Source organism: Streptomyces sp. NPDC007205 (assembly GCF_040634095.1).
Classification (GTDB): Bacteria; Actinomycetota; Actinomycetes; order Streptomycetales; family Streptomycetaceae; genus Streptomyces.
Map to the genome: position 1 here is coordinate 12,829 of NZ_JBEYEW010000025.1, position 21,186 is coordinate 34,014.

At 74.3% G+C, this 21,186-nt stretch carries 19 protein-coding genes; 9 read left to right on the plus strand and 10 right to left on the minus strand.

The window, feature by feature from the left end; translation table 11 throughout:
- Nucleotide 1: 1 nt before the first annotated feature.
- Together ABZ624_RS30735 and ABZ624_RS30740 are read right to left on the minus strand one after the other, a co-directional pair.
- Nucleotides 2–850 (minus strand): SMP-30/gluconolactonase/LRE family protein, encoded by an 849-nt coding sequence (locus ABZ624_RS30735; protein WP_360096110.1) that lies wholly within the window; start codon nt 848–850, stop codon nt 2–4.
- Complete coding sequence (locus ABZ624_RS30740) at nt 847–1,620, minus strand: IclR family transcriptional regulator (RefSeq protein WP_360096113.1); 774 nt, start codon at nt 1,618–1,620, stop codon at nt 847–849. The genes ABZ624_RS30735 and ABZ624_RS30740 overlap by 4 nt, the downstream gene beginning before the upstream one ends.
- Nucleotides 1,621–1,749: 129 nt before the next feature.
- On the opposite strand from ABZ624_RS30740, the gene ABZ624_RS30745 reads away from it, so the two are divergent.
- Nucleotides 1,750–2,301, plus strand: a complete 552-nt coding sequence (locus ABZ624_RS30745; protein WP_360096116.1) for a hypothetical protein — start codon at nt 1,750–1,752, stop codon at nt 2,299–2,301.
- 28 nt (nt 2,302–2,329) lie between these two features.
- Here ABZ624_RS30745 and ABZ624_RS30750 read toward each other — a convergent pair whose 3' ends face one another.
- Complete coding sequence (locus tag ABZ624_RS30750; RefSeq protein WP_360096341.1) at nt 2,330–3,202, minus strand: hypothetical protein; 873 nt, start codon at nt 3,200–3,202, stop codon at nt 2,330–2,332.
- Between the two features lie 187 nt (nt 3,203–3,389).
- Between ABZ624_RS30750 and ABZ624_RS30755 the strand changes: the two genes are divergently transcribed.
- The 7 genes from ABZ624_RS30755 (at nt 3,390) to ABZ624_RS30785 (ending at nt 14,800) form a co-directional block, all read left to right on the plus strand.
- Nucleotides 3,390–4,877 carry an acyl-CoA synthetase gene (locus ABZ624_RS30755; RefSeq protein ID WP_360096119.1) on the plus strand — a complete coding sequence of 496 codons (1,488 nt, stop codon included), beginning with the start codon at nt 3,390–3,392 and terminating at the stop codon, nt 4,875–4,877.
- On the plus strand, nt 4,870–6,201 hold the full coding sequence (locus tag ABZ624_RS30760) for a carboxyl transferase domain-containing protein (protein WP_360096122.1): 1,332 nt from the start codon (nt 4,870–4,872) through the stop codon (nt 6,199–6,201). Before ABZ624_RS30755 ends, ABZ624_RS30760 begins: the two co-directional genes overlap by 8 nt.
- A gap of 114 nt (nt 6,202–6,315) precedes the next feature.
- Entirely contained in the window at nt 6,316–6,657 is a 342-nt protein-coding gene (locus ABZ624_RS30765) for a CU044_2847 family protein (RefSeq protein WP_360096125.1), read from the plus strand.
- Complete coding sequence (locus ABZ624_RS30770) at nt 6,654–8,315, plus strand: trypsin-like peptidase domain-containing protein (protein WP_360096128.1); 1,662 nt, start codon at nt 6,654–6,656, stop codon at nt 8,313–8,315. Before ABZ624_RS30765 ends, ABZ624_RS30770 begins: the two co-directional genes overlap by 4 nt.
- A gap of 67 nt (nt 8,316–8,382) precedes the next feature.
- Entirely contained in the window at nt 8,383–9,408 is a 1,026-nt protein-coding gene (locus tag ABZ624_RS30775) for a MoxR family ATPase (protein ID WP_360096131.1), read from the plus strand.
- Nucleotides 9,398–13,621: an SAV_2336 N-terminal domain-related protein gene (locus ABZ624_RS30780; RefSeq protein WP_360096134.1), complete on the plus strand. Its 4,224-nt coding sequence runs from the start codon at nt 9,398–9,400 to the stop codon at nt 13,619–13,621. Before ABZ624_RS30775 ends, ABZ624_RS30780 begins: the two co-directional genes overlap by 11 nt.
- A gap of 141 nt (nt 13,622–13,762) precedes the next feature.
- Nucleotides 13,763–14,800, plus strand: coding sequence for a rod shape-determining protein (locus tag ABZ624_RS30785; protein ID WP_360096137.1), 1,038 nt, complete (start codon nt 13,763–13,765; stop codon nt 14,798–14,800).
- A 134-nt stretch (nt 14,801–14,934) separates the two neighbouring features.
- Here the strand turns inward: ABZ624_RS30785 and ABZ624_RS30790 are convergent, their stop codons facing one another.
- A complete protein-coding gene (locus ABZ624_RS30790) occupies nt 14,935–15,897 on the minus strand; it encodes an anti-sigma factor RsbA family regulatory protein (RefSeq protein WP_360096140.1) in 963 nt (320 codons plus the stop codon).
- A complete protein-coding gene (locus ABZ624_RS30795; RefSeq protein ID WP_360096143.1) occupies nt 15,894–16,253 on the minus strand; it encodes an STAS domain-containing protein in 360 nt (119 codons plus the stop codon). Before ABZ624_RS30795 ends, ABZ624_RS30790 begins: the two co-directional genes overlap by 4 nt.
- A gap of 161 nt (nt 16,254–16,414) precedes the next feature.
- On the opposite strand from ABZ624_RS30795, the gene ABZ624_RS30800 reads away from it, so the two are divergent.
- On the plus strand, nt 16,415–17,131 hold the full coding sequence (locus ABZ624_RS30800; RefSeq protein WP_360096146.1) for an ANTAR domain-containing protein: 717 nt from the start codon (nt 16,415–16,417) through the stop codon (nt 17,129–17,131).
- A gap of 232 nt (nt 17,132–17,363) precedes the next feature.
- On the opposite strand, the gene ABZ624_RS30805 is transcribed toward ABZ624_RS30800, so the two are convergent.
- Genes ABZ624_RS30805 through ABZ624_RS30825 form a run of 5 tightly spaced genes read right to left on the minus strand, consistent with a single transcriptional unit; the run spans nt 17,364 to nt 21,186 of the window.
- Entirely contained in the window at nt 17,364–18,587 is a 1,224-nt protein-coding gene (locus tag ABZ624_RS30805) for a cytochrome P450 (RefSeq protein WP_360096149.1), read from the minus strand.
- 11 nt (nt 18,588–18,598) lie between these two features.
- On the minus strand, nt 18,599–19,816 hold the full coding sequence (locus tag ABZ624_RS30810; protein WP_360096152.1) for a cytochrome P450: 1,218 nt from the start codon (nt 19,814–19,816) through the stop codon (nt 18,599–18,601).
- Nucleotides 19,813–20,439, minus strand: a complete 627-nt coding sequence (locus ABZ624_RS30815; RefSeq protein ID WP_360096155.1) for an ATP/GTP-binding protein — start codon at nt 20,437–20,439, stop codon at nt 19,813–19,815. Before ABZ624_RS30815 ends, ABZ624_RS30810 begins: the two co-directional genes overlap by 4 nt.
- Complete coding sequence (locus ABZ624_RS30820; RefSeq protein WP_360096158.1) at nt 20,417–20,767, minus strand: DUF742 domain-containing protein; 351 nt, start codon at nt 20,765–20,767, stop codon at nt 20,417–20,419. Before ABZ624_RS30820 ends, ABZ624_RS30815 begins: the two co-directional genes overlap by 23 nt.
- On the minus strand, nt 20,764–21,186 hold the full coding sequence (locus ABZ624_RS30825) for a roadblock/LC7 domain-containing protein (protein WP_360096161.1): 423 nt from the start codon (nt 21,184–21,186) through the stop codon (nt 20,764–20,766). The genes ABZ624_RS30820 and ABZ624_RS30825 overlap by 4 nt, the downstream gene beginning before the upstream one ends.

A 21,186-nucleotide genomic window follows, 5' to 3' on the forward strand; every position in this document is an offset into this window, starting at 1 on the left:
GTCAGCCCGCGAACGCCGGCTGGGCGACACCCCGGCCCGCGCCCGGTACCACCAGCAGCGAGCCCGCCACCGGGTGCGGGGCCGAGAGCCCCGTGCGGGCCGTCGTGACGTACAGGTCGGTCAGGCCGGCGCCGCCGAACGCACACGCGGTCGTACGAGGCGTGGGCAGGCTGATCACCCGGTCCAGCTCACCGCGAGGCGTATAACGCCGCACCGCTCCCCCGTCCCACAGCGCCACCCACACACAGCCGTCCGCGTCGACCGTCAGACCGTCGGGGAAACCCGCTCCCTCCTCGATCTCGACCAGCGGCCTGCGGCCGTGGACCCGCTCCCCGTCGTGGTCGAAGACATCCACCCGGCGGGTCGGAGAGTCGGCGTAGTACATGAGGCGCCCGTCGGGGCTCCAGCCCGTGCCGTTGCTGACCGTCACGTCGGGCAGCACCGTCTCCACCGCCCCGTCACCCGTCAGCCGGCTCAGTGTGCCGCCGCCCGCCGCCTCGTCGTACCGCATCGTGCCCGCCCACAGGGAGCCGTCCGGCGCCACCGCGGCGTCGTTCGCGCGGCGGCCGGCGACCGGCTCGTGGTGCAGCCAGCGGAACGTGCCGTCGGGGTCCAGCAGCCCGACGCCGTCCCGCAGGTTGAGCACCAGGCCACCGCCCGCGCGGGGCTTGGCCGCGCCCACGTGCTGCTCCGTCGTCCGCACGGTACGGCGGCCCGTGGCGGGGTCGTAGGTGTGGACGCGCATGCCCAGGATGTCGAGCCAGATCAGCCGGCCCGTAGCCGGGTCCCAGGTGGGGCCCTCGCCCAGCTCCGCCCCGGCCCGTACGGCGACCTCGTACCCGGCACTCACGCCGCGCTCCGGTGGCCCAGCCGCTCCGACAGCTCCGCCGCGCCCTTCGCCGCCAGCTGCTCCAGCTCGGCCCGGCGGCCATCGCTCCAGCGGATCATGGGGACCGAGATGGACAGGGCCGCGACGACCTGGCCGGTGCGGTCGCGTACGGGAGCGGCCACACAGCTCACGTCCGGGTTGGACTCACGGTTCTCCGCCGCGAGGCCCCGCTGCCGGATCTCCGCCAGCGCCTCGCGCAGCGCGCCGGGGTCGGTGATGCTGTTGGGGGTCATCGCGGTCAGCTCGGCGTCGTCCGGGATGCGTGCCGCGAGCTCCTGCTCCGGCAGCGAGGCCAGCAGCATCTTGCCCACCGAGGTGCAGTGGGCGGGCAGGCGGCGGCCGGCCGCGGAGACCATGCGGACGGCGTGCGTGGAGTCCACCTTGGCGATGTAGATGACGTCGGTGCCCTCCAGGATCGCCACATGCACCGTCTCGTCGCAGGTCTCGGCGACCGAGCGGGCCACCTGCTGGCCCTCGGCGGAGAGGTCGAGCTGCTCGGCGTAGCGGCTGCCGAGCTGGTACGGGCGTACGCCGAGCCGGTAGCGTCCGGGCTGTCCCGGCACGGGCACGATGTACGACCGTGCGGAGAGCGTGGTGACCAGCTCGTGCACGGTGGTGCGCGGCAGCTGGAGCCTGCGCACGATGTCGGGGGCTGAGAGCGTCCCGTCCCCGTCGAGGAACAGCTCAAGAATGTCGAGAGCCCGGGTCACGGCAGGCACGAGGCGTCCCACGTCCGGCCCCCTCCCTTGGGTAAGCGCCTGCGTTCGAGATTTCAACAGACGATCGGCATGACGAACACAGGCTAGCCATGGAGAGTGGTGCGGGCAATGGGCGTGCACGGGCCGGGCACCATGGGTGCCATGGCTCTCGACTTCCAGCTGGTGCTGCTGCGCCGCATGGCCGACCACAACCCGGACCTGGTCGAGGACGCCCGCCGGCAGCTCGGCGTCTCGATCGCGGACATGCGGGAGACGAACAAGCGCTGGCAGGCGATGGTCCGCTCCCCCCGGTCCGCCGCCGCCCGCTATCGCTCGGTCCTCGGAGAGCCCGAGTCGGTCCTCCCGCGCCGCCTCGGCGACGTGGACTGCCAGGCCCGCCGCTGGACCCTGCCCCTCTGGCCCGACCTGCGCTTCGAGGTGCTGGTCGGGCCGGACGGGGCGGTCTGGAACGAGTGGCTGGTCCGCGCACCGGACGCTCCGGCGCCCCGCCTGAGGACCCTGGACGACCTCGTCCCCTGGTCCTGCACGGTCGACGAGGCCGCCCGCGCCTTCCCCCCGGCCCGCCCACTGGAGGGCACGGCACCGACGCGGTGGGGGCTCGCGTTCACCGCGCCCGACCGGACCGGCGTACGACACGAGGTGGTCGCCGAGTTCACGTGGGGGCTGCTGCAGCGGACGGCCGTCCTGGACTGAGCCGGGTGATGGCGACTGGTGAGCCGGGCTACTCCCCCGCCGCCGTGAGGACCGCCTCCGTCACCCGCTCCAGCGACCCGGGGTGCAGCCACAGGAACAGATTCGGCTCCACCAGCTCCAGCTCCATCAGCCGAGGCTCCCCGTCCTCCCCGTCCACGAGATCGACGCGCCCGTACAGCAGCCCGTCCCCGCCGGGCACCGCAGCCAACGCCTTGTGAGCCACGGCCAGTTCGGCGGACGTGGGCTGCCACCGTTCCAGATCCGGGTGGGCCACCTTCTCCGCGTCGTACGGCGTGCCGGGCGCGAGGACGGCGCCCTTGCGGCTGGCGTGCAGCAGCCGCCCGCCGAAGAACTGCAGCGCCCGCTCCCCGCTGACGTCGATGCCCCGCACATACGGCTGCACCATCGCGGTGAAGCCCTCGGCGTGCATCCGGGCGAGCTGCCGTACCGCCTGCTCGTGCCCGTCGGGGGTGTAGCGGGCGGCGAACCGGGCGCCCGCGCCCGAGGTCGGCTTGATCACGAACTCGTGGCCGTCGGGCAGGCCGGCCGGCTCACCCGGTGCGATGTAGCGCGTGGGGACGGTGGGCACGCCGGCCGCCGCCAGCTCGCCGAGGTAGCGCTTGTCGGTGTTCCAGCGCACCACGGGCGCCGGATTGGCGAGCCGGGTGAGCGCGCCGACCCGCTCCACCCAGGCCCCGAACTCCGCGGCCCGCCAGCTGTAGTCCCAGGTGGAGCGGATGACGACGAGGTCGTAGCGGCCCCAGTCCGCGTCCGGGTCGTCCCAGTACCGGGCCTCGGCCTCGGCGCCGGCCTCGCCCAGCGCCCGCACCAGCTCCGGCAGGTCGGTGTCCCTGCCGGGCTCGGCACCGGGGTCGTAGGTGGCGAGGGCGATGCGGGGCACGGCGGACTCCCTGTCGTACGACGGTGCGATCACGGCGAGGCTAACAACCGTCGCCGCCCGGTATGAAGGGAGCACGGCCATCGGCTGCGGCTCGCGGCGTGCTTGAGCGCGGTCGTCGGGAGGAGCCTGCTGGTGTAGGAAGGGTGCCGACGGTCAAACGGCAGTCCCAGAGTTAGGAGTGCGCCGCGTGTCCTCTCTCTTCCCCGCCCTGACGGACGGTCCGGGCGAGCGCAGCGAGATGGGGGTCCCCCCGGACGAAGTCCGGGAGAGGATCGCCCTGCGGTTCGGCGAACGGTCGTTGACGTACGGCGGGCTGGCCGGGGCCGCCGGGGCGCTCGCCGCCCGGCTGCGGGGCGCCGGCCGGGTCGCCGTGTGGGCCACCCCGGAGCTGGAGACCGCCGTCGCCGTGACGGGCGTCCTGCTCGCCGGGGCCGCCGCGGTGCCGCTGAACCCCAGGTCGGGCGAGAAGGAACTCGCGCACATCGTCTCCGACAGCGCACCGGCACTGGTACTGGCCGCACCGGGCACCGAACTCCCCGCGGCTCTGGGCGAGTTGGAGCGCGTCGAGGTGGACGCGTCGGCCGGCCCCGGCGCCGTTCCCGACGACACGGCCTCCGCCGAGGACCCGGCGCTGATCGTCTACACCTCCGGCACCACCGGCCCGCCCAAGGGCGCCGTCCTGCCCCGCCGGGCCCTCGCCACCACCCTGGACGCACTGGCCGACGCCTGGCAGTGGACCGGCGACGACGTACTGGTGCACGGGTTGCCGCTGTTCCATGTGCACGGGCTGGTGCTGGGCGTCCTGGGCCCGCTGCGGCGCGGCGGCGGCGTGCGGCACCTGGGCCGCTTCAGCCCCGAGGGCGTGGCACGGGAGCTGAACGCCGGCGCGACCATGCTGTTCGGGGTGCCGACGATGTACCACCGCATCGCCGAGGCCCTGCCGGGGGACCCGGAGCTGGCCGAGGCGCTGGGCCGGGCCCGCCTGCTGGTCTCCGGCTCGGCCGCGCTGCCCGTGCACGACCACGAGCGGATCGCGGCGGCGACCGGGCGCCGGGTGATCGAGCGGTACGGCATGACGGAGACGCTCATGAACACCAGCGTGCGGGCCGACGGGGAGCCGCGTGCGGGGACCGTGGGCGTACCGCTGCCCGGCGTGGAGCTGCGGCTCGTGGAGGAGGACGGGACGCCGGTCACCGCGTACGACGGGGAGAGCGTCGGCGAGATCCAGGTGCGCGGGCCGAACCTGTTCACCGCGTATCTGAACCGGCCCGACGCCACGGCCGCCGCGTTCACCGCCGACGGGTTCTTCCGCACGGGTGACATGGCCGTCCGCGAGCCCGACGGCTATGTGCGGATCGTCGGGCGCAAGGCCACGGACCTGATCAAGAGCGGCGGGTACAAGATCGGGGCCGGTGAGATCGAGAACGCGCTGCTGGAGCACCCCGGGGTGCGGGAGGCGGCGGTCACCGGCGAGCCGGACGCGGACCTGGGCGAGCGGATCGTGGCCTGGATCGTCCCGGCGGACCCCCAGTCACCGCCCGGCGCCGAGGAGTTGGCGGACCACGTGGCCCGTCGCCTCGCCCCGCACAAGCGCCCCCGCGTGGTCCGCTACCTGGACGCGCTGCCCCGCAACGACATGGGCAAGATCATGAAGCGGGCGCTGACCGATGCCTGAGCGACGCTCGGCCCGGGACATACTGACCCGGGTCGCGGACCCCGGCACCTTCGCCGAACTCCCTTCCCCGCCCAGGGAAAGCGCGCCCGACGGCCCCCTCGGCTGGCAGGGTTACGACGCCTCACGCGCCCGCGCCGCCGCCCGCACCGGCGAGGAGGAGTCGGTCGTCTGCGGCACCGCGCGCGTCGAGGGCACCCCGGCCGTGCTGATCGCCTTCGAGTTCGGCTTCCTGGGCGGCTCCCTGGGTGAACGCACCGGGGACCGCCTGGAGGCGGCGTACATCCACGCCCGCGCACACCGGCTGCCGGTCGTGCCGTTGATCGCGACCGGCGGCAGCCGGATGCAGGAGGGCATGCTCGCGCTGAGCCAACTGCAGCGCGTGGCCCGGCAGTCGGCGCTCACCCGCGAGGCGGGACTGCCGCAGATCGCGGTGCTGCGGGACCCGACGACCGGCGGCGGCTGGGCCACGCTCGGCGCGGGCGCGGACGTCGTCCTGGCCCTGCCCGGCGCCCAGGTCGGCTTCGTCGGCTCCCGTGTCCGCCCACCCGACGCCGACCCGTCCGCGTACACGGCGGAGTCCCAGGTGGCGGCGGGCTCGGCGGACGCGGTGGTGGCTCCGGCCGAGCTGAAGGAGGCGCTGGGGGCGTGGCTGCGCCTGCTCACCTCCCCGTCCGCCGATGTGCCTCCCCCACCGCCGGCGCTGGGCGGCGCCGGCCTCCCTGCCACCGGCTGGGAGGCCGTCCAGCGCGCACGCGCACCCGAACGCCCCCGCGCACACGCGTACCTGAACGCCTACTTCACCCGCCGCCGTGCCCTCAGCGGTGACCGCTGCGGCGGTACGGATCCCGAGGGCGTCCTGTGCGGGTTCGGCGAGCGGGAGGGCCGTACCGTCGCCTACGCCGCACAGACCGGAGCGGCGACCCGTCCCGCCGGCTTCCGGACCGCGGCCCGCCTGATCCGGCTGGCGGACCGCCTCGGCATCCCGGTGCTGACGCTGGTGGACACCCCCGGCGCCGCGAACGACGCGGAGGCGGAGCGGCAGGGGGCCGGCGCGGCGATCGCGGAGGTGTTCGGGGCGGTGGCCGCCGCGCGGGTCCCGGTCACCACGCTCGTCATCGGCGAGGGCGGCTCCGGCGGAGCACTGGCACTCGCCGCACCGGCCAACACCTGGGCCACCCCGGACAGCTACTTCTCGGTGATCGCCCCGGAACTGGCGGCGGCCATCCTCAAACGCCCGGGGCAGGAGGTGAGGGCAACCGCCGACCAGCTACGGATCCGGCCGCAGGACCTGGTGGAGCTCGGGGTGATCCGGGGCATCGTCTGAACGCCGCCCGGCTGCGGCACCGTTCGGCCAGGCGTGAAAGAGCCGGGACAGCTCACCTCCCGTGGGTCACAATGGAGTTGATCCGGGATCAACCGCACGGGGGCAGTCGACTTCATGAACAAGCTGGCGGAGTTCACCACGGAGGACGGCGCCGTGGTCGTCGTGGAGACCGCGGACGCCGTGACCGGGACCAAACTCGTCTCCCGTGGCGAGGCCCCGGCGGCGCAGGCCACCCGCACCTTCGAGGGGGCTCTGGACAGTGTGCGGGCGGCGGCCCACTCCGCCCTGCGGGTCTTCCGGGACGGCACGCTGCGCCCCGACGCCGTGGAACTGGAGTTCGGCGTGAAGCTGAGCGCGGAGGCCGGCGCGGTGATCGCCAAGGGCACCGCGGAAGGCCAGCTGGTGGTCAGACTGAAGTGGGCGTCGGGGGCGGCGGAGCCCACGCCCCGGTCATGAGGGGTGCCGCCTGGCAGGCCCGGATCGAGTGCGGGGGCGCGGTGGCCGGGGCGGGCTTCCTCGTCAGCCCCCGGACGGTGCTGACCTGCGCCCACGTCGTCCAGGGCGATCCGGCGCCGGTGACGGTGAGCTTCCCCAACCGGCCGGGCCTTGCCGGGCTGCCCGCGACCGTGACCGTGCCCGGCGGCTGGGCGGGCGGTGCCACCGACCCCGGCGACCTCGCCGTACTGGAACTGGACCGCGACGTCCCCGTGGCGCCCGCGCGGTTCGCGCCGCCCGGCGCGGAGCAGGGCAGCCCGTCCCTGCTCGCGTACGGCTTCCCCGACGGCTACGACGAGGGCGTCCTCGCCCGGTACCGCGCCGTGTCCCGGACGCTGATCGCCGACCAGTGGGTGCAGCTGGAGGCCACCTCGGCGCACGGGCAGCCGCTGGCGGGCGGGTTCAGCGGGGCGGCGGTGACCCTGCCGGACGACCGGGTGGTCGGCATGGTGGCGCAGGTCGCGGGGGAGCCGGACGTCCGGGTCGGGCGGATGCTGCCCACGGAGGTCATGGCCCGCTACTGGTACGGCCTGGGCGCTCTGGTCCCCGGCCCCGGCGCCGGCTCCCCGGACGCGACCCGGCGGCTGCACGCGCTGGTGCGGCGGGCGGAGGCCATCGGCCTGGACTGCGATCCGGACCGGCTGTACGGGCATGCCGTGGGCCCCTTCGGCCCGGACCTGCCCCCGGGCGGGTTCGGCTCGCTGCGGGCGGCCGCGGCCTATGTGCAGTGGCAGGTCGAGGACCCCGAGGCGGTGCCCCGCCTCGCCCACCGGCTGGCCGAGCTGCTCGCGGGTCCGCCCGCGCCCCGGGCCTCCGCCTGGTCGCCCATCGTCGTGGAGCTGGAGCGCAGCGGCGAGGGCCAGGACCAGGTCACCGTGCGGGTGTCGGCCTACCGTGACGGGCAGCGGCGCCCGGTGGACACCGGCCGGCTGCCCCGCGGTGAGGTACGGGCCTATGTGCAGCAGCGCGTCGACCGCGCCTTCGTCCACCTGGCGGAGGGCGCCGAGGCGCTGCTCGCGTTCGTCCTGCCCCGCGAGTGGCTCAACGAGCCGGTCGCGCACTGGGAGTGCGGCCCGGAGGACTCCACCCCGCTCGGCTGCGCCCATCCGCTCGTCGTCACCGACGCCTCCCGGCACCGCAGCGGCCGGCTGCGCCACCACCTCGCCAAGAAGTGGCGGAGGCTGGAGTCCGGGCCGCCGGCCGCGGCACTGCACCGGGTCGACTGCGCGAGCCCGGAGCGCCCGCCCAGCCTGCGCAAACGCCTCCGGGACGAGGACGCCGACCTGGTGGGTTACGCCGCCCCGCCCGCCGCCGTGCCCGGCCACTTCGAGGCCGGCCTGAACGTCCCGGTGCCGGTGCTGCTGTGGCCGCGCACCGGCTGCGCCGACTTCGGCCACGGCCCCGCCGCCTGTGCGGGGGCGGCCTTCCTGGACGCCCTGGGCCCGGCCGTGGACGGCGTCCCGGCCGCCGAACTCCCGCGCCGGGTCCGGTCTCTGCGGGAGGAGGCGGAGGCCGACGACACCCCCGACCGGCACTGGGCGAAGGACATACAGCTGCTGTGGGACGACCCCCACTGCTTCCCCGAGCCGGCCGCCGGCCTGCACTCCCCCGTCGCCTGAAAATCGCCTGAACATCGCTGAACGTCGCCTGGACCGAGCACCGCACCCGATGGAGAAGAAGGACCCCATGCCCCTGTGGCCCGTCTACACCGGCACGAAGGAGCCGCACGACGGCATCGCCCTGCTGCCCCCACCGCCGCCCTGGCGGGACTTCGACGGCGGCCCGGTGCTCCCGACCCCCGCCGACACCGACGACGCCTCGGCCACCTCCCCCGACCGCACCCACCGCGCCGCCACCTACCAGGCGACCGACCGCACGGTCCAACTGGTCAACGCGGCGCTCTACCTGCGCCGCCCGCTGCTGGTGACGGGCCCGCCGGGCACCGGCAAGTCGTCGCTCGCCTACGCGGTGGCCCGGGAGCTGGGACTGGGCCCGGTGCTGCGCTGGAACATCACCAGTCGCAGCACCCTCCACGACGGCCTCTACCAGTACGACCCCCTCTCCCGCCTCTACGCGGCCCGCCAGTCCGCGGCCACCGGGGAACCGGACGGACCCGCCCCCGAGTCCGGCCTGGAGGACCATCTGCGCCTCGGCCCCCTGGGCACCGCGCTGCTGCCGTACGTCCGCCCCCGCGCCCTGCTGATCGACGAGATCGACAAGAGCGACCTGGACCTGCCGAACGACCTGCTCAACGTCCTGGAGGAGGGCCAGTACGAGATTCCCGAGCTGGTCCGCGCCGCCCGGCACACCCCCGTCGCCGAGGTGATGGTCGACGGCACCCACGACCGTGTGCCGGTGACGCACGGCCGGGTCCGCTGCCGTGCCTTCCCCTTCGTGGTGCTGACCAGCAACGGCGAACGCGAGTTCCCGCCCGCGTTCCTGCGCCGCTGCGTGACCCTCCGGCTGCGGCAGCCCGACGACCGTCATCTCGCCGGGATCGTCCGCGCCCACCTGGGCGAACCGGACGCCTACGCCGAGTCGCTGATCACCCGTTTCCTGTCCCGGTCCGGCCACGGCGACCTGGCCACCGACCAGCTTCTCAACGCCATCTACCTGGCCCGCTCCGCCGACCTGAGCGCCGAGTCCCTGGACGAACTGGCCGAACAGCTCATGCCGTACCTCGGCGAGGCCCCGCAGGCAGATGCCTTCTGACCACCCCGCGGCGGACCGCGCCCCCTACGCGCGCCTCGCCGACGTCCTGGCCCTGGCGACGGACGGCGCCCGTCCGACCCCGCGGGAGCTGGCCGAACTGCTGTGGCTGGCCCGGCAGCTGGGACCGGCGGACGGCGGGGGCGAGCAGGCCGGGTGTCCGGCGCGGGCGGCGGAGCCGGAGCCCACGCCGCGGAAGCCTGTCCGGGAACCCGCCGGCCCGGCTCCCGCCCCGGACCACAGCGAAGGCCTCGGCTCCCCCGCCCGGACTCTCCCGCGCGCCCCGCTCCACCTGCCCTCGCCCACCCCCGCGGCGGGACCGTACGCCGCTCTGCACGCCCCCGCGCCGCCGATGCTGCGCCACCCCCTGGGCCTCCAGCGTGCCCTGCGCCCGCTCAAGCGCCGCACGGACGCCCCGGTCGGCCACCGCCTCGACGAACAGGCCACCGCCGACCGCATCGCCCGGCTGGGCGCGGCACCGCAGTGGTGGCTGCCGGTGCTGCGCCCGGCCCGGGAGCGCTGGCTGCGGCTGAACCTGGTGTACGACGCCGGCCCCACGATGCCCGTCTGGCGCCCCCTGATCCGCGAACTGCAGCAGGCGCTGGCCCAGTCGGGCGTGTTCCGCACCCTGACCGTGCACCGCGCCGACCCCGACGGCACGGTCCGCGGCGACGGCTCGTACGATCCCGGCGACGGCCGTACGGTCACGCTGCTGATCAGCGACTGCATGGGTCCGCAGTGGTGGCAGGGCGAGGCGGGCAGCCGCTGGTACGCCACCCTGCGCCGCTGGGCCCGGCGGATGCCGCTGGCGGTGGTCCAGCCACTGCCCGAACACCTGTGGCGCGGCACGGCGCTGCCCGCCGCACCGGGGGTGTTCTCGGCTCCGTTCCCGGCCGCGCCGACGGCGGCCCTGACGTTCACACCGTACGAGGAGCACACGGAGTGGGGGACGAAGGCGCCGCAGGGGGCGGTGGCGCTGCCCGTGCTGGAGGCCGGCCCGCGGTGGCTCGCGCACTGGGCGGGGCTGGTGGCGTCCACGGGCGGATCCGCGTTCCCGGGCACGGCCGCCCCGCTGGGCTCGCCGCTCGGGCCCGAGGACGCCGGGGACCGCACCGACCTCGCCTCTCTGTCCCCTGAGGAACTGGTGCTGCGCTTCAGGGCGACGGCGTCCCCGGAGGCGTTCCGGCTGGCCGGCCATCTCGCGCTGGGCCGCCCCGACCTGCCCGTGATGCGGCTGGTGCAGCGGGCGGTCGAGCCGGATCCACGCCCGCAGCATCTGGCCGAGGTGATCCTCAGCGGCGTCCTGACGACGGTCCCGGGACCGCCGGGGTCGTACGCGTTCCGCCCCGGGGTACGCGAGCTGCTGCTGCGCGGCCTGCCCCGCTCCGCACGCGGCGCCACGACCGAACTGCTGGCCCGGATCGGCGGGTTGATCGAGGAACGGGCCGGGGTGGCACCCGGCGAGTTCCGCGCGGTGACGCCCGCGGCCGGGAGGACGGGGGCGGCGGCGGACGGGGAGGCGTTCGCGACCGTGCGGCCGGAGGGTGTCCGGCAGTTGACGGGCGGCGGGACGGACCCTGTGGCACCGCGTGACCGGGTCGGCCGCTATACGCTGGTGCGGCGGTTCACCCCCTCCGGGCGGGCCGTGTGGCTGGCCGATGACGCGGCGACGGGCCGCCAGGTGGCGGTGCGGTTGTACCGGCCGTTTCCCGACGGCGCCCGGCGTGAGGCGTTCCTGCGGGACGCGGAGCGTCTGCGGGCGCTCGCGCACCGGAACATCGCGCACGTCAGCGACTTCGGCGTGGAGAACGGCCGACCGTACGTCGTCATGGAGTATGTGCCGGGCGTCAACCTCAACGCCCTGGCCTCTCCCGGCGGTCACCGCATCCCGGCTCCCCTGCTGGTGTCGGTCGGGACGCAGGTGGCCCAGGCGCTCGAAGCGGTCCACGAGGCGGGCGTCACACACGGCGACCTCGGCCTGTCCCGGGTGATGCTCAGGCCCGACGGCACGGTCAGGCTCAGCGGCTTCGCGCCGGGCCGGACCTCCGGGGCCGAGGGGCGGGCGCAGGACCTGGCCAAGCTGGGCAGGCTGATGCAGCGTCTGGCCTCGGGGACCGCGCGGTCGGCGCCGCCCTTCCCACCGGACCGGCTCCGGCACCTTCCGGAGAGCCTGCGCGAGCCGTACGCACGCGCCCTCGGCCTGCTGATCTCCGGATCGCCCCAGGACCAGCTGCGGGGCAGGGACCTGCTCATGGACGGGGAGCTGCTGCTGCGCGCCCAGGAGGCGTACGAGGAGCGGCGTTCCTACCGCGTCCTGGGCCCGGTGACCGTGCGGGTGGGCAGCCGCAGCGTGGACCTGTCTCCTGAGGAGGCCGCGGTGCTCGCCATGCTGGTGCTGCGGGACGGCCGCGAGGTGACCCGCGCCGACCTGCGGGCCGGTCTGTGGGCCCGGCACGAGGAGCCGGAGGACGCCGCGGCTGCCATGGACCGGATCGCGGCCCGGCTGCGCGCCCGGCTGGGCCCCGGCGTGCTGGCAGTGCTCCCTACCGGGTATGCCCTGCATACCAGCGCCGACTTCGTGGACCTGGCCCGCCACGAGCACTTCGAGCGGACGGCCACGGAGCGGGCCAGGACGGGCGAGCACCGGGAGGCAGCCGCGCTCCTCGACACGGCCCTCGTCCTGTGGCGCGGGGAGGGCCCGCTCGCCGGTGTACCCGGCCCCGCGGCCCGCAAGGCGCGCGGTCGGCTCCTCGAGCTCCGCCTCATGCTGCATCGCAAGATCGCCGAACTGCACCTGGATCTCGGCGAGTACCACCGGGCCGGTGCACAGCTCACCGAGCTGGTCCGGCAGTACCCCTCCCGGGAGGACTTCCGCCTCCTGCTGCTGATCACCCTGCGCCGCACGGGCCGTACCGAGGAAGCGCTCGAGGTGTACGAGGAGTACGAACTCGCCGGCGGCCGGAACCCGGAGCTGCTCGCGCTGGGGCATGAACTGCGCGGGGAGTACGACGCACCCTCGGAGGACACCGGCTCCGCCCTCGACCGCTACGACCCCGCCCCGCTCTCGCAGAACCCGGTCCCGGAGCCCGACGCCCTGCCGGAGGGCAGCTTCCCCACCGAGGAGTCGCTGCCGTCGATCTTCGAGATGCAGGACCAGGAGACGGCTGAGGAGGACCCGCTGCCGCAGGACGAGTCCCTGTTCGCCGTCGAGCGGCCGGACGAGGACGAGGAGGACGACGGCCACCGTCCGGACATCCCCTACGAGGACGTCTTCGACGGCCCCGACGACGACCGGCACCTGCCCGCCTACGACACGGTCGCCGTCTACGAGTTCGCCGACGGCCCCCGGCATCCGGACGACGTGGCCGCGCTGGGCCGGGCGGTCACCCGGCTGATGGCGGCGAGCGGGTCGGGCTACTGGTTCGGCCCGACCCGGGAACCCGACGGGTGGTACGTGGAGACGCATCCGGACGTAGCGGGCCTGCCCCTGCTGCGCGCCACGTTGAGGCACTTCGAGGAGGAAGTGGTGCGGCTGGGCGGCCTGCGCTGGCGGGTGACCTTCACGTGCGGGTTTCCCGGCGGCGCGGAGGTACCGGACCCGGAGGCCGTCAGCCGGGTGCTGGACGCCGCCGAGGACCGGCGGGGCATCGTGGCCGTACCGCAGACGCTCCGGGAGGAGCTGGACGAGGACGAGGACCCGGCTCCCTGGCTGGAGCCCCTGCGCCGGGGGACCGACGCGGGCTGGTACCGGCTGTGCCGGCTGCCGCGCGCGCTCTTCGACGGCACGCACCCGCTGCCCCCCGTCGACGGTCCTCACCCGCTGCCCCTCGACGACATCGTCCCCGAGGGGGCGGGCGAGACGAGGACGGTCGTCTACTCGTCCGGCACGGGCGAACTCAGCCTCGCCCCGGGCCCGCGGACCGTGCAGTACTTCGAGGTCGACCTCACCGAGCGCCGCCTGGAGCTGGACGAGACGGAGTCGTCCCTCCGGGCCACCGGCACCGCGTTCTGGCAGGTCAGCGACCCGCTCCAGGCCGTGGCCCACGCATCCCGGAACCACCTTGAGCTGATCAGGGAGGCGGTGCGGCACCACCTGGCGAGCAGCTACCCGCGTACCGCGCCCGTGCGGTCACGGCTCTCCCTCGAACTCGGCCCGGACGCCGTGCCCGGCTGCACCGTCCGCGGCGAGCTGAACCTGACACGAACCCGCACCTGACCAGGCGACACACCGGCGCACCCGCGGAAACCCCCCATTCAGCGGCACCCCGCCCGGCCCTCTCCAGAAGGCGCCCGCCCCCGGATGCCGCGCAGGATGCAGACAGAGGGAAGAGGCCCGCGCACCCCGGGAGGATCTGCTGTGACCGTCCGTCTGGAGCAGTTGCGGCGCTGCCACTTCGCCGTCGACCTGGGCGCGGCCCGCACCCGGGTGTACGTGAAGGGCGCCGGTCTCGTGATCGACCAGCCCTCGGTCGCCGCCGTGAACACCCGGAGCGGGTCACTCATCGGGGTCGGCGACTTCGCGGAGCGGATGACGGGCCGGACACCGGGCTACATCCGGGTCGTACGGCCCATCTCCGGTGGCACGGTGGTCGACATCGAGATGGCCCAGCGCATGCTGCGGCAGCTGCTCGGCGACAAGACGCGCCGCGCCCTGCGGCGCAATCTGCGGCTGCGGGCCGCCGCGTGCACGCCGCACGGCGCGGATCCGCTGGCCCAGCGGGCGACCATCGAGACGCTGGTCGGGCTGGGTGCGCGCCGGGTCGAGCTGGTGGACACGCTGATCGCCGCCGCGGTCGGCTGCGGGCTGCCCGTCGAACGCCCCGAGGCCACCATGATCATGATGTGCGGGGCGGCGGCCACGCAGGTCGCGGTGCTCTCGCTCGGGTCCGTCGTGACCGCCGAGCGGGTCCCGGTGGGCGGCGAGGCGGTGGACCAGGCGATCGTGCAGCATCTGCGGCACGCGCACGAGCTGATACTGCCCAGCCAGTCCGTACGTCCGCTGCAACTGGCCCTGTCCGGCAACGGACTGACCTCGCAGGGCCCGTCCTGCACGGAGATCCACGGCCGGGACGTGGTCACCGGGCTCGCGCGCAGTGTGCGCATCGACACCGCCGCCGTGCGGGACGCGATCCAGACCCCGCTGACCGCCGTCCTCGACGGCATCGGCAAGGTGCTGCGCGACTGCCCGCCCGACCTGGTCGCCGACCTCGCCGACCGCGGGATCACGATGGTGGGCGGCTCGGCGCTGCTCCCCGGCTTCGACCAGATGCTGCGGCAGGCCACCGGGATGCCGGTGTACATCGCCGAACGCCCCGACATCTGCGCGGCCCAGGGCATCGGCGCCATGCTGGAAGGCCGGATCGAGCCGCTGGTCCTGAACCCGCTGGCCGCCTGAGCGACCCGCAGCGGCATGGCGCTCAGTCACGGCTGCGCACGACCAACAGCACCGCACAAGTCCCCAGGGCCGGCCGAGAGCACCGTACAGGCCCTGCCGGCGGTGGCGGCGCCCCGTAAGGGACCGCGGGTAGATCAGCGCCCCACGTAGCACCGGACGGCGGTCCCGGCAGCCCCCGTGTGCACCCGCACCAGATCCGCCACCAGATTGACCAGCAACAACCCACGCCCACCGCGCTGATCCCGGGAGGCCGGACGCCGGCCGGCCAGCGGATCGGCCAGCCGCCCCTTGTCGCGGACCTCGCACAGCACGTACCCGCCCTCGGCCCACACCGTGAGCCCGCCGGTGCCGCCGCCGTGGACGACGCTGTTGGTGGTCAGCTCGGCGGTGATCAGCGCCAGGTTCTCCAGTCCCAGCCCGGTCAGGCCCAGCCGGGCGCCGTGCTCGGTGGCGAGATGCCGTACGGCGGAGAGGGAGTCCTCGTCGAAGGCGGTGGTGAACACGCCCGTACCGTCGGCGGGGGCGGGCGGCAGCGGCTCGTTGTAGCGGGCGACCACGTCCTCGGGGTCGTAGGCCTCGCTGGTGCCCTGCGCGCCGGCGCGGATCACGACCGGATGGGTGGCGTGCGCGTCGGCGAGCGCGCGCTCGTCCAGCCGGGCGGTGTCGTACGGGCACAGGATGGTGACCTCGCGGCCCTGGAACGCGGCGTTGATCAGCGCCTCGTGCTGGGCGCAGGCCGGGTACTCGGCCGGGCTGCGGCCCGCCCAGACCGGCTCGCCGATGATGTGCACGCGCCGGCCGGAGGGCTGGGCGTCGGCGAAGGCGCGCAGCACACCGGGGATGATCCGGCCGGGGTTGCGGCCGGCCTCCCGCATGTCCAGGAACCGTACGGCGTCGCCGTCGGCGCCCAGCGCGTCCTGGATCAGCCGCAGGTTGTCGCCGGGTACGGCGACCGCGACCGGTTCGCCCGCCGCCAGCGCGTCACGGACGAAGGGGACGGTGCCGGCCAGGTACTCCTCCGGGTCGCCGTAGAACAGCGCGGGGTGCACGAAGGGCTCGACGGGGTCGACGGATCGCGTCGTCGGCACTGTGGTCATGACGCCGCCACCTCGATCGCCGGAAGCCCGGGCCACAACAGGTCCAGGACGCGGGGCAGCGCGGCCGGCGGGCGGTCCAGCACCAATCGCCGCTCACCGAACCGCCGGGCGGCGTCCGCGAGCGCCTCGGCGCCGGCGACGTCGACGAAGGACAGCGCGGAGAGCTCCACGTGGTACACGGCCCCGTCATGACGCACGGCATCCTCCAGCGCGCGCTCCCAGATGCCGTGCGTGGGCAGGCTCACCTCGCCCACCGCGCGGAACCCGGTCCGCCCGGTGAGCGGGTACACATCGAGCCAGGGCGCCGGCACGGCACCGATCGGCCGCCGGGGCCGCACCACCTCGGATCCGCTCACACCTTCTCCCACTCGCACACGAAGAGAAGTGCCCAGTATGCCGCCCGGCTCACCCGTCAGGGACCGGATCCTGCGAACGGCGGGTGTAGGCGAAGGCGCACAGGGCAGGTGAGCGGCGTGGCACCGAGCGGACCGAAGAGAGCGGAGAACGGGGCGGCGACATGCGTTCTGCGGCACACCCACCGCACAGCGGGCGGCCGGACACCCTGGTCGTCGACGGCCATGGGCAGGGCGACCGGATCGTCCTGCGGGCGCGTGGCGAGCTGGTCCAGGGCTGCACGGACACCCTCGCCGGGGTCCTGGCCGGACTGCCGACGGACGTCGCCGGGATCGAGCTGGACCTGACGGAGGTGTCCTTCATGGACTCGACCGGCCCGGCGTTCCTGGACGTGCTGCGGGAGTACGGCCGCCGGCACGGTGTCGCGGTCTCGGCCACGGGCTGGCGCGGCCAGCCGCGCAGGGTCCTGGAGCTGATGGGGCTGGACACCACCGACCCGCTGCGCACCACGCCCCCCGCCGGCCTCCGGGACCGTACCGCCTCGGCGGTGGCCCGGGAACGCGCCGAGCAGCTGGACTCCCTGCGCCTGGAGATCGCACAGCTGCGGCACGCGATCGACTCCCGGCCGGTGATCGACCAGGCGCGCGGCGTCCTGATGGCCGCGCACCGCTGCACCCCGGACGCCGCCTGGGACATCCTGCGCGAGACGTCCCAGCGCTCCAACACCAAGCTGCGCCGGGTGGCGGCGGCGATCACGGCGAGCGCGAACCCCGGCGGCCCGGCCCTCCCGGAGGACCTGCGCACCGCCCTGCGGGCGGCGGTCGACGCCCGGCGCGGTGCACCGGGGATCGGTGCACCAGGGCTCCAGGACGCCGGCTGACCCGGCGGTCAGTACGGCAGGATGCGCCCCGACGGCGTCCTGCGGTCGATCTCCCCCTCACGCGGGGCGGCGGGGCGCCGGCTGACGCGTACCCGGATGCGACGGTCCATGGCGACCCCCTCCTGCCGACACCACCCGGCGGTGGTCGCCGGTAGGAGGTCCGTGCCCAGCGCACGGCACGTTCAAGCGCGCGGGGGCCGAAGTCGTCGCCCGGTGCGGACGATGCCCGGGCTCACGGGCGCAGGCGTACCGGGAGTTGCTGGTGGCCGTTGCTGATCAGGGAGGCCACGGGCCGCAGTTCGCCGGCGGGGACCGCGAGTGTCATGTCGGGGAAGCGGGCGAAGAGCCGGCTGAGGGCTTCGGTGACCTCGAGACGGGCCAGCGGAGCGCCGAGGCAGAAGTGCACCCCGTGGCCGAAGGCCAGGTGTTCCTTGACGGTACGGGTGACGTCGAAGGTGTCGGCGGTGTCGCCGTGCCAGTCCGGGTGGCGGTTGGCGGCGGCGTAGGACGCGAGGATCGCCTCGCCCCGCGCGATGGTCCGTCCGTCGGGCAGCTCGATGTCGGTGACGGCGTAGCGCAGGGGCAGATGCTTCACGGCGGGTTCGTGCCGCAGGGTCTCCTCCACGACGTCGCCCCAGCCGGCCTTGCCGGTGCGGACCAGTTCGAGCTGGTCGGGGAGGGTGAGCATGGCGACGATCGCCTGGTCGATGACGTTGACGGTGGTCTCGTACCCGGCGCTGATCATCAGGAGCAGCGTGTCGCGGAGTTCTTCGCCGGTGAAGCCGGTGCCGTCCGACTCCTCGTCACGGGCCGCGATGAGCAGCGACGTCATGTCGTCGCCGGGGGTCCTGCTCTTGGTGGTGATCAGGTCGTCGAGGAGGGCGTAGAGCCGCGCGGTGTTGGCCTGGGACTGCTCCTGCGTGAGCGTGGTGTCGAAGACGGCGTCCACGAGCTGCCGGAAGTCGGCCCGCTGGTCCTCCGGTACTCCCATCAGGTGGCCGATCACGGAGATCGGCAGGGGGTAGGCCAGGCGCTCGCGCAGGTCCACGACCTCTCCGGCGGGCAGCGCGGCCAGGTCGTCGATCAGCTCGGTGACCATGGTCTCGACGGCCGGGCGCAGTTCGGCGATGCGTCGTGCGCTGAAGGCGGGGGCGACCATCCGCCGCAGCCTGCGGTGGTCGGCGCCGTAGGCGGTGAACATGTTCTTCACCGCGACCCACAGGGCGAGCGGCCACGTGGTCACCGCCTGTTCGAGGCCGGGCCAGTGCGCGCGTGCGTCCTTGGAGACGGAGGGGCTGGTCAGCAGCTGCTTGAGGAGGACGGGGTCGGTGACCGCCCAGGCCTGTACGCCGAGGATGTCCACCCGGGTGGCCGGGCCCTCGGCGCGCAGGTCCCGGTGCTCCTGGTGCCGGGCGGCGCCGGTGGGGTCGAGCACGAGCGGAGTGTGCTGGGACATGCTGGTCTCCTTCAGACGACAGCGGGGAAACGGACGGGCAGGGCTTCCAGGGCGCGGTGGAACGGCCCTGGCCGCCACGCCAGTTCGGACACGGGGCAGGCGAGGTCCAGCTCGGGGAGCGCGTCCAGCAGCCAGGTGACGGCCGTCTCGGCGATGAGGTAGGCGTGGGTGCGGGCGGGGCAGGTGTGCGCGCCGATGCTCCAGGACAGGTGCGCGCGGTTGCCGGCGAGCTGGCCCTCGGTGACCCCGCCGGTGACGGCCGGGTCGTTGTTGCAGGCGGCCATGGAGATGACGACGGGCTGATGGGCGGGCAGCAGCACCCCCTCGACGTCGATGGGGTACGGCGGGTAGCTGATGCAGTAGTTGGCCATCGGCGGGTCGGTGTACAGGACCGTGTCGAGGGCGTCGCGCACGGGCTGGCCGGCGTGCAGGCCGGCGGAGAAGTGCTCGTCGGTGAGGATCTTGAGCACGGTGTTGCTGATCAGGTTGGTCAGCGGCTCGATGCCCGCGCCGTACAGCGTGACGAGCTGATGCAACATCTCCACGTCGTCGAGGCGGGCGGTGTGGGCCAGCAGCCGGGAGGTGACGTCGTCGCCGGGGTACCGTCGCCGCAGGGCGACGAGTTCCGCGATCGCCTGGCCGAGCATCTCGTTGCCCTGCGCGGCGGTCTCGGCCTCCGCCTCGAAGATCTTGGCCATGCCCTCGGCGATGCGCCGGCCGATCTCGTCGGGGCAGCCCAGCAGCGCGCTCAGCACGTGGAAGGCGATGGGCCACGCGTACTGGGTGAGCAGGTCGGCGTGGCCGCGGGCGCGGAAGCCGTCGATGGCTCCGGAGGCGACCTTCTCCACCAGGGCCCGCAGCTCGTGCTGGTCGACCGCCTGCAGGCTCGCGGTGTTCGCGGCCCGGTAGCGGGCGTGCTCGGTGCCGGACGAGCGCAGCGCGTTGGGGCGCCACTCCATCATCGGCCGCACCGGGCAGTTCTCGGGGACGTCCTGCTGCCAGATCCGCGGGTCGGCGGGGAAGTGCAGCGGGTCGTTGAGGATGCGCCGGGCCTGGTGGAAGCCGATGACCAGGGTGGCGGGGATGCCGGGAGCCAGCTCCACGGGGACCAGCGGCCCGAAGACGCGGCGCATGCGCTCGTAGGCGGTGTGGGGGTCGGCGGCGAACTCGGCGTCGTAGAGGGCGACCGGCGCCGGCGGGGTCGCCGCACCGGGGTCGAGGGGGGTCATGGGCGAGGCTCCACAAGGGGGGCGGGAAGGTGACGGGCGGTCAGGAACTCGATGAGGGTGATGAGCGCGTACACGCAGGACCGGCGGTCACGGGCGTCGCACTCGGTCAGCGGTGTGTCGGGGTCCAGCGCGAGTGCCTGGCGGACCTCGTGCAGGGGGTAACGGGGCGCGTCGGCGAAGACGTTGATGGCGACGGCGTACGGGGTCTGCTGTTCCTCCAGCAGGCTCAGCACCTCGTGGGAGCCCTCGAGGTCCCGGGTGTCGGCCAGCACCAGGGCGCCCAGCGCCCCTTCGGTCAGACCTTCCCACAGGGGGCGGAAACGGGTCTGGCCCGGAGTGCCGAACATATACAGGACCAGCCGGTCGTCGAGCAGATGGATGCGGCCGAAGTCCATGGCGACCGTGGTGGTCGTCTTGTGCGGTGTGCCGCGCAGATCGTCCACGCCGACACTCGCCTCGGTGATCGGCTCTTCCATGCGCAGCGGTGTCACCTCGGAGACACTGCCGACAAAGGTGGTCTTGCCGACCCCGAACGCCCCGGCGACGACGATCTTCGCCGACCGGGTCACGGCAGGGGCCAGATAGTGAACGGCGGGCCGGTCAGACCAGTTCGCGGAGTCCACGGAGCACCTCCTCCAGCAGGTCGGGTCCGGGCCGGCCCTCGACCGGGGCAGGGCTGGCCAGAAGGCCGCTGTCCATCAACGACGAGACGAGGATCCGGACGGTGGAGGGCGGCAGCTCCAGCGCCGCGGCGATGTCCGCCACGGCCAGACCGCCCCGCCCGCCGGCGAACAGGCGCATCACCCTGCGGGCGTCCGGTCCCAGCGTTTCGGTGGGCCCGGAGGCGGCGATGACGACCGTCTCCAGGCGTACGTCCCGGCTGGGGCGTATCCGTCCGCCGGTACGGACGTAGGGCCTGATCAGGTCCGGGTCGTGCCGCGGACCCGTCATGTCGCAATGCCGCCTTCCGGGGCGGGGTGGCGGTCCGAGACGCCCATCTCGTGACCGAGCCGTGCGGCCAGCCGCACCATGTGATGGCTGATCAGACCCACATCGGCCTCGGGGCCGGTGGTGACCACCGACAGCATGGTGTTGTGCGCCGCCGCGGTCGTGAGCCCGATGCGGCCCTGCGACTCGATGAGCAGCTGACACATTCCCTTGCCGCCGACGTGCTCGTCCCACGCCTTGCCGGCGGCGCGCAGCGACGCGGTCACGGCGGCGAGTTTCTCCGCGTCCTCCTGACCGATGGTGGTCGTGCGGGCCTGCAGCAGGCCGTCGCCGCTCATCAGCACCGCGTACTCGACGCCCTCGACGCAGCCGAGCTCTTGGTCGAGCAGCCATCCCAGGCTGTTGCTGTGCGTGTCGCGCAT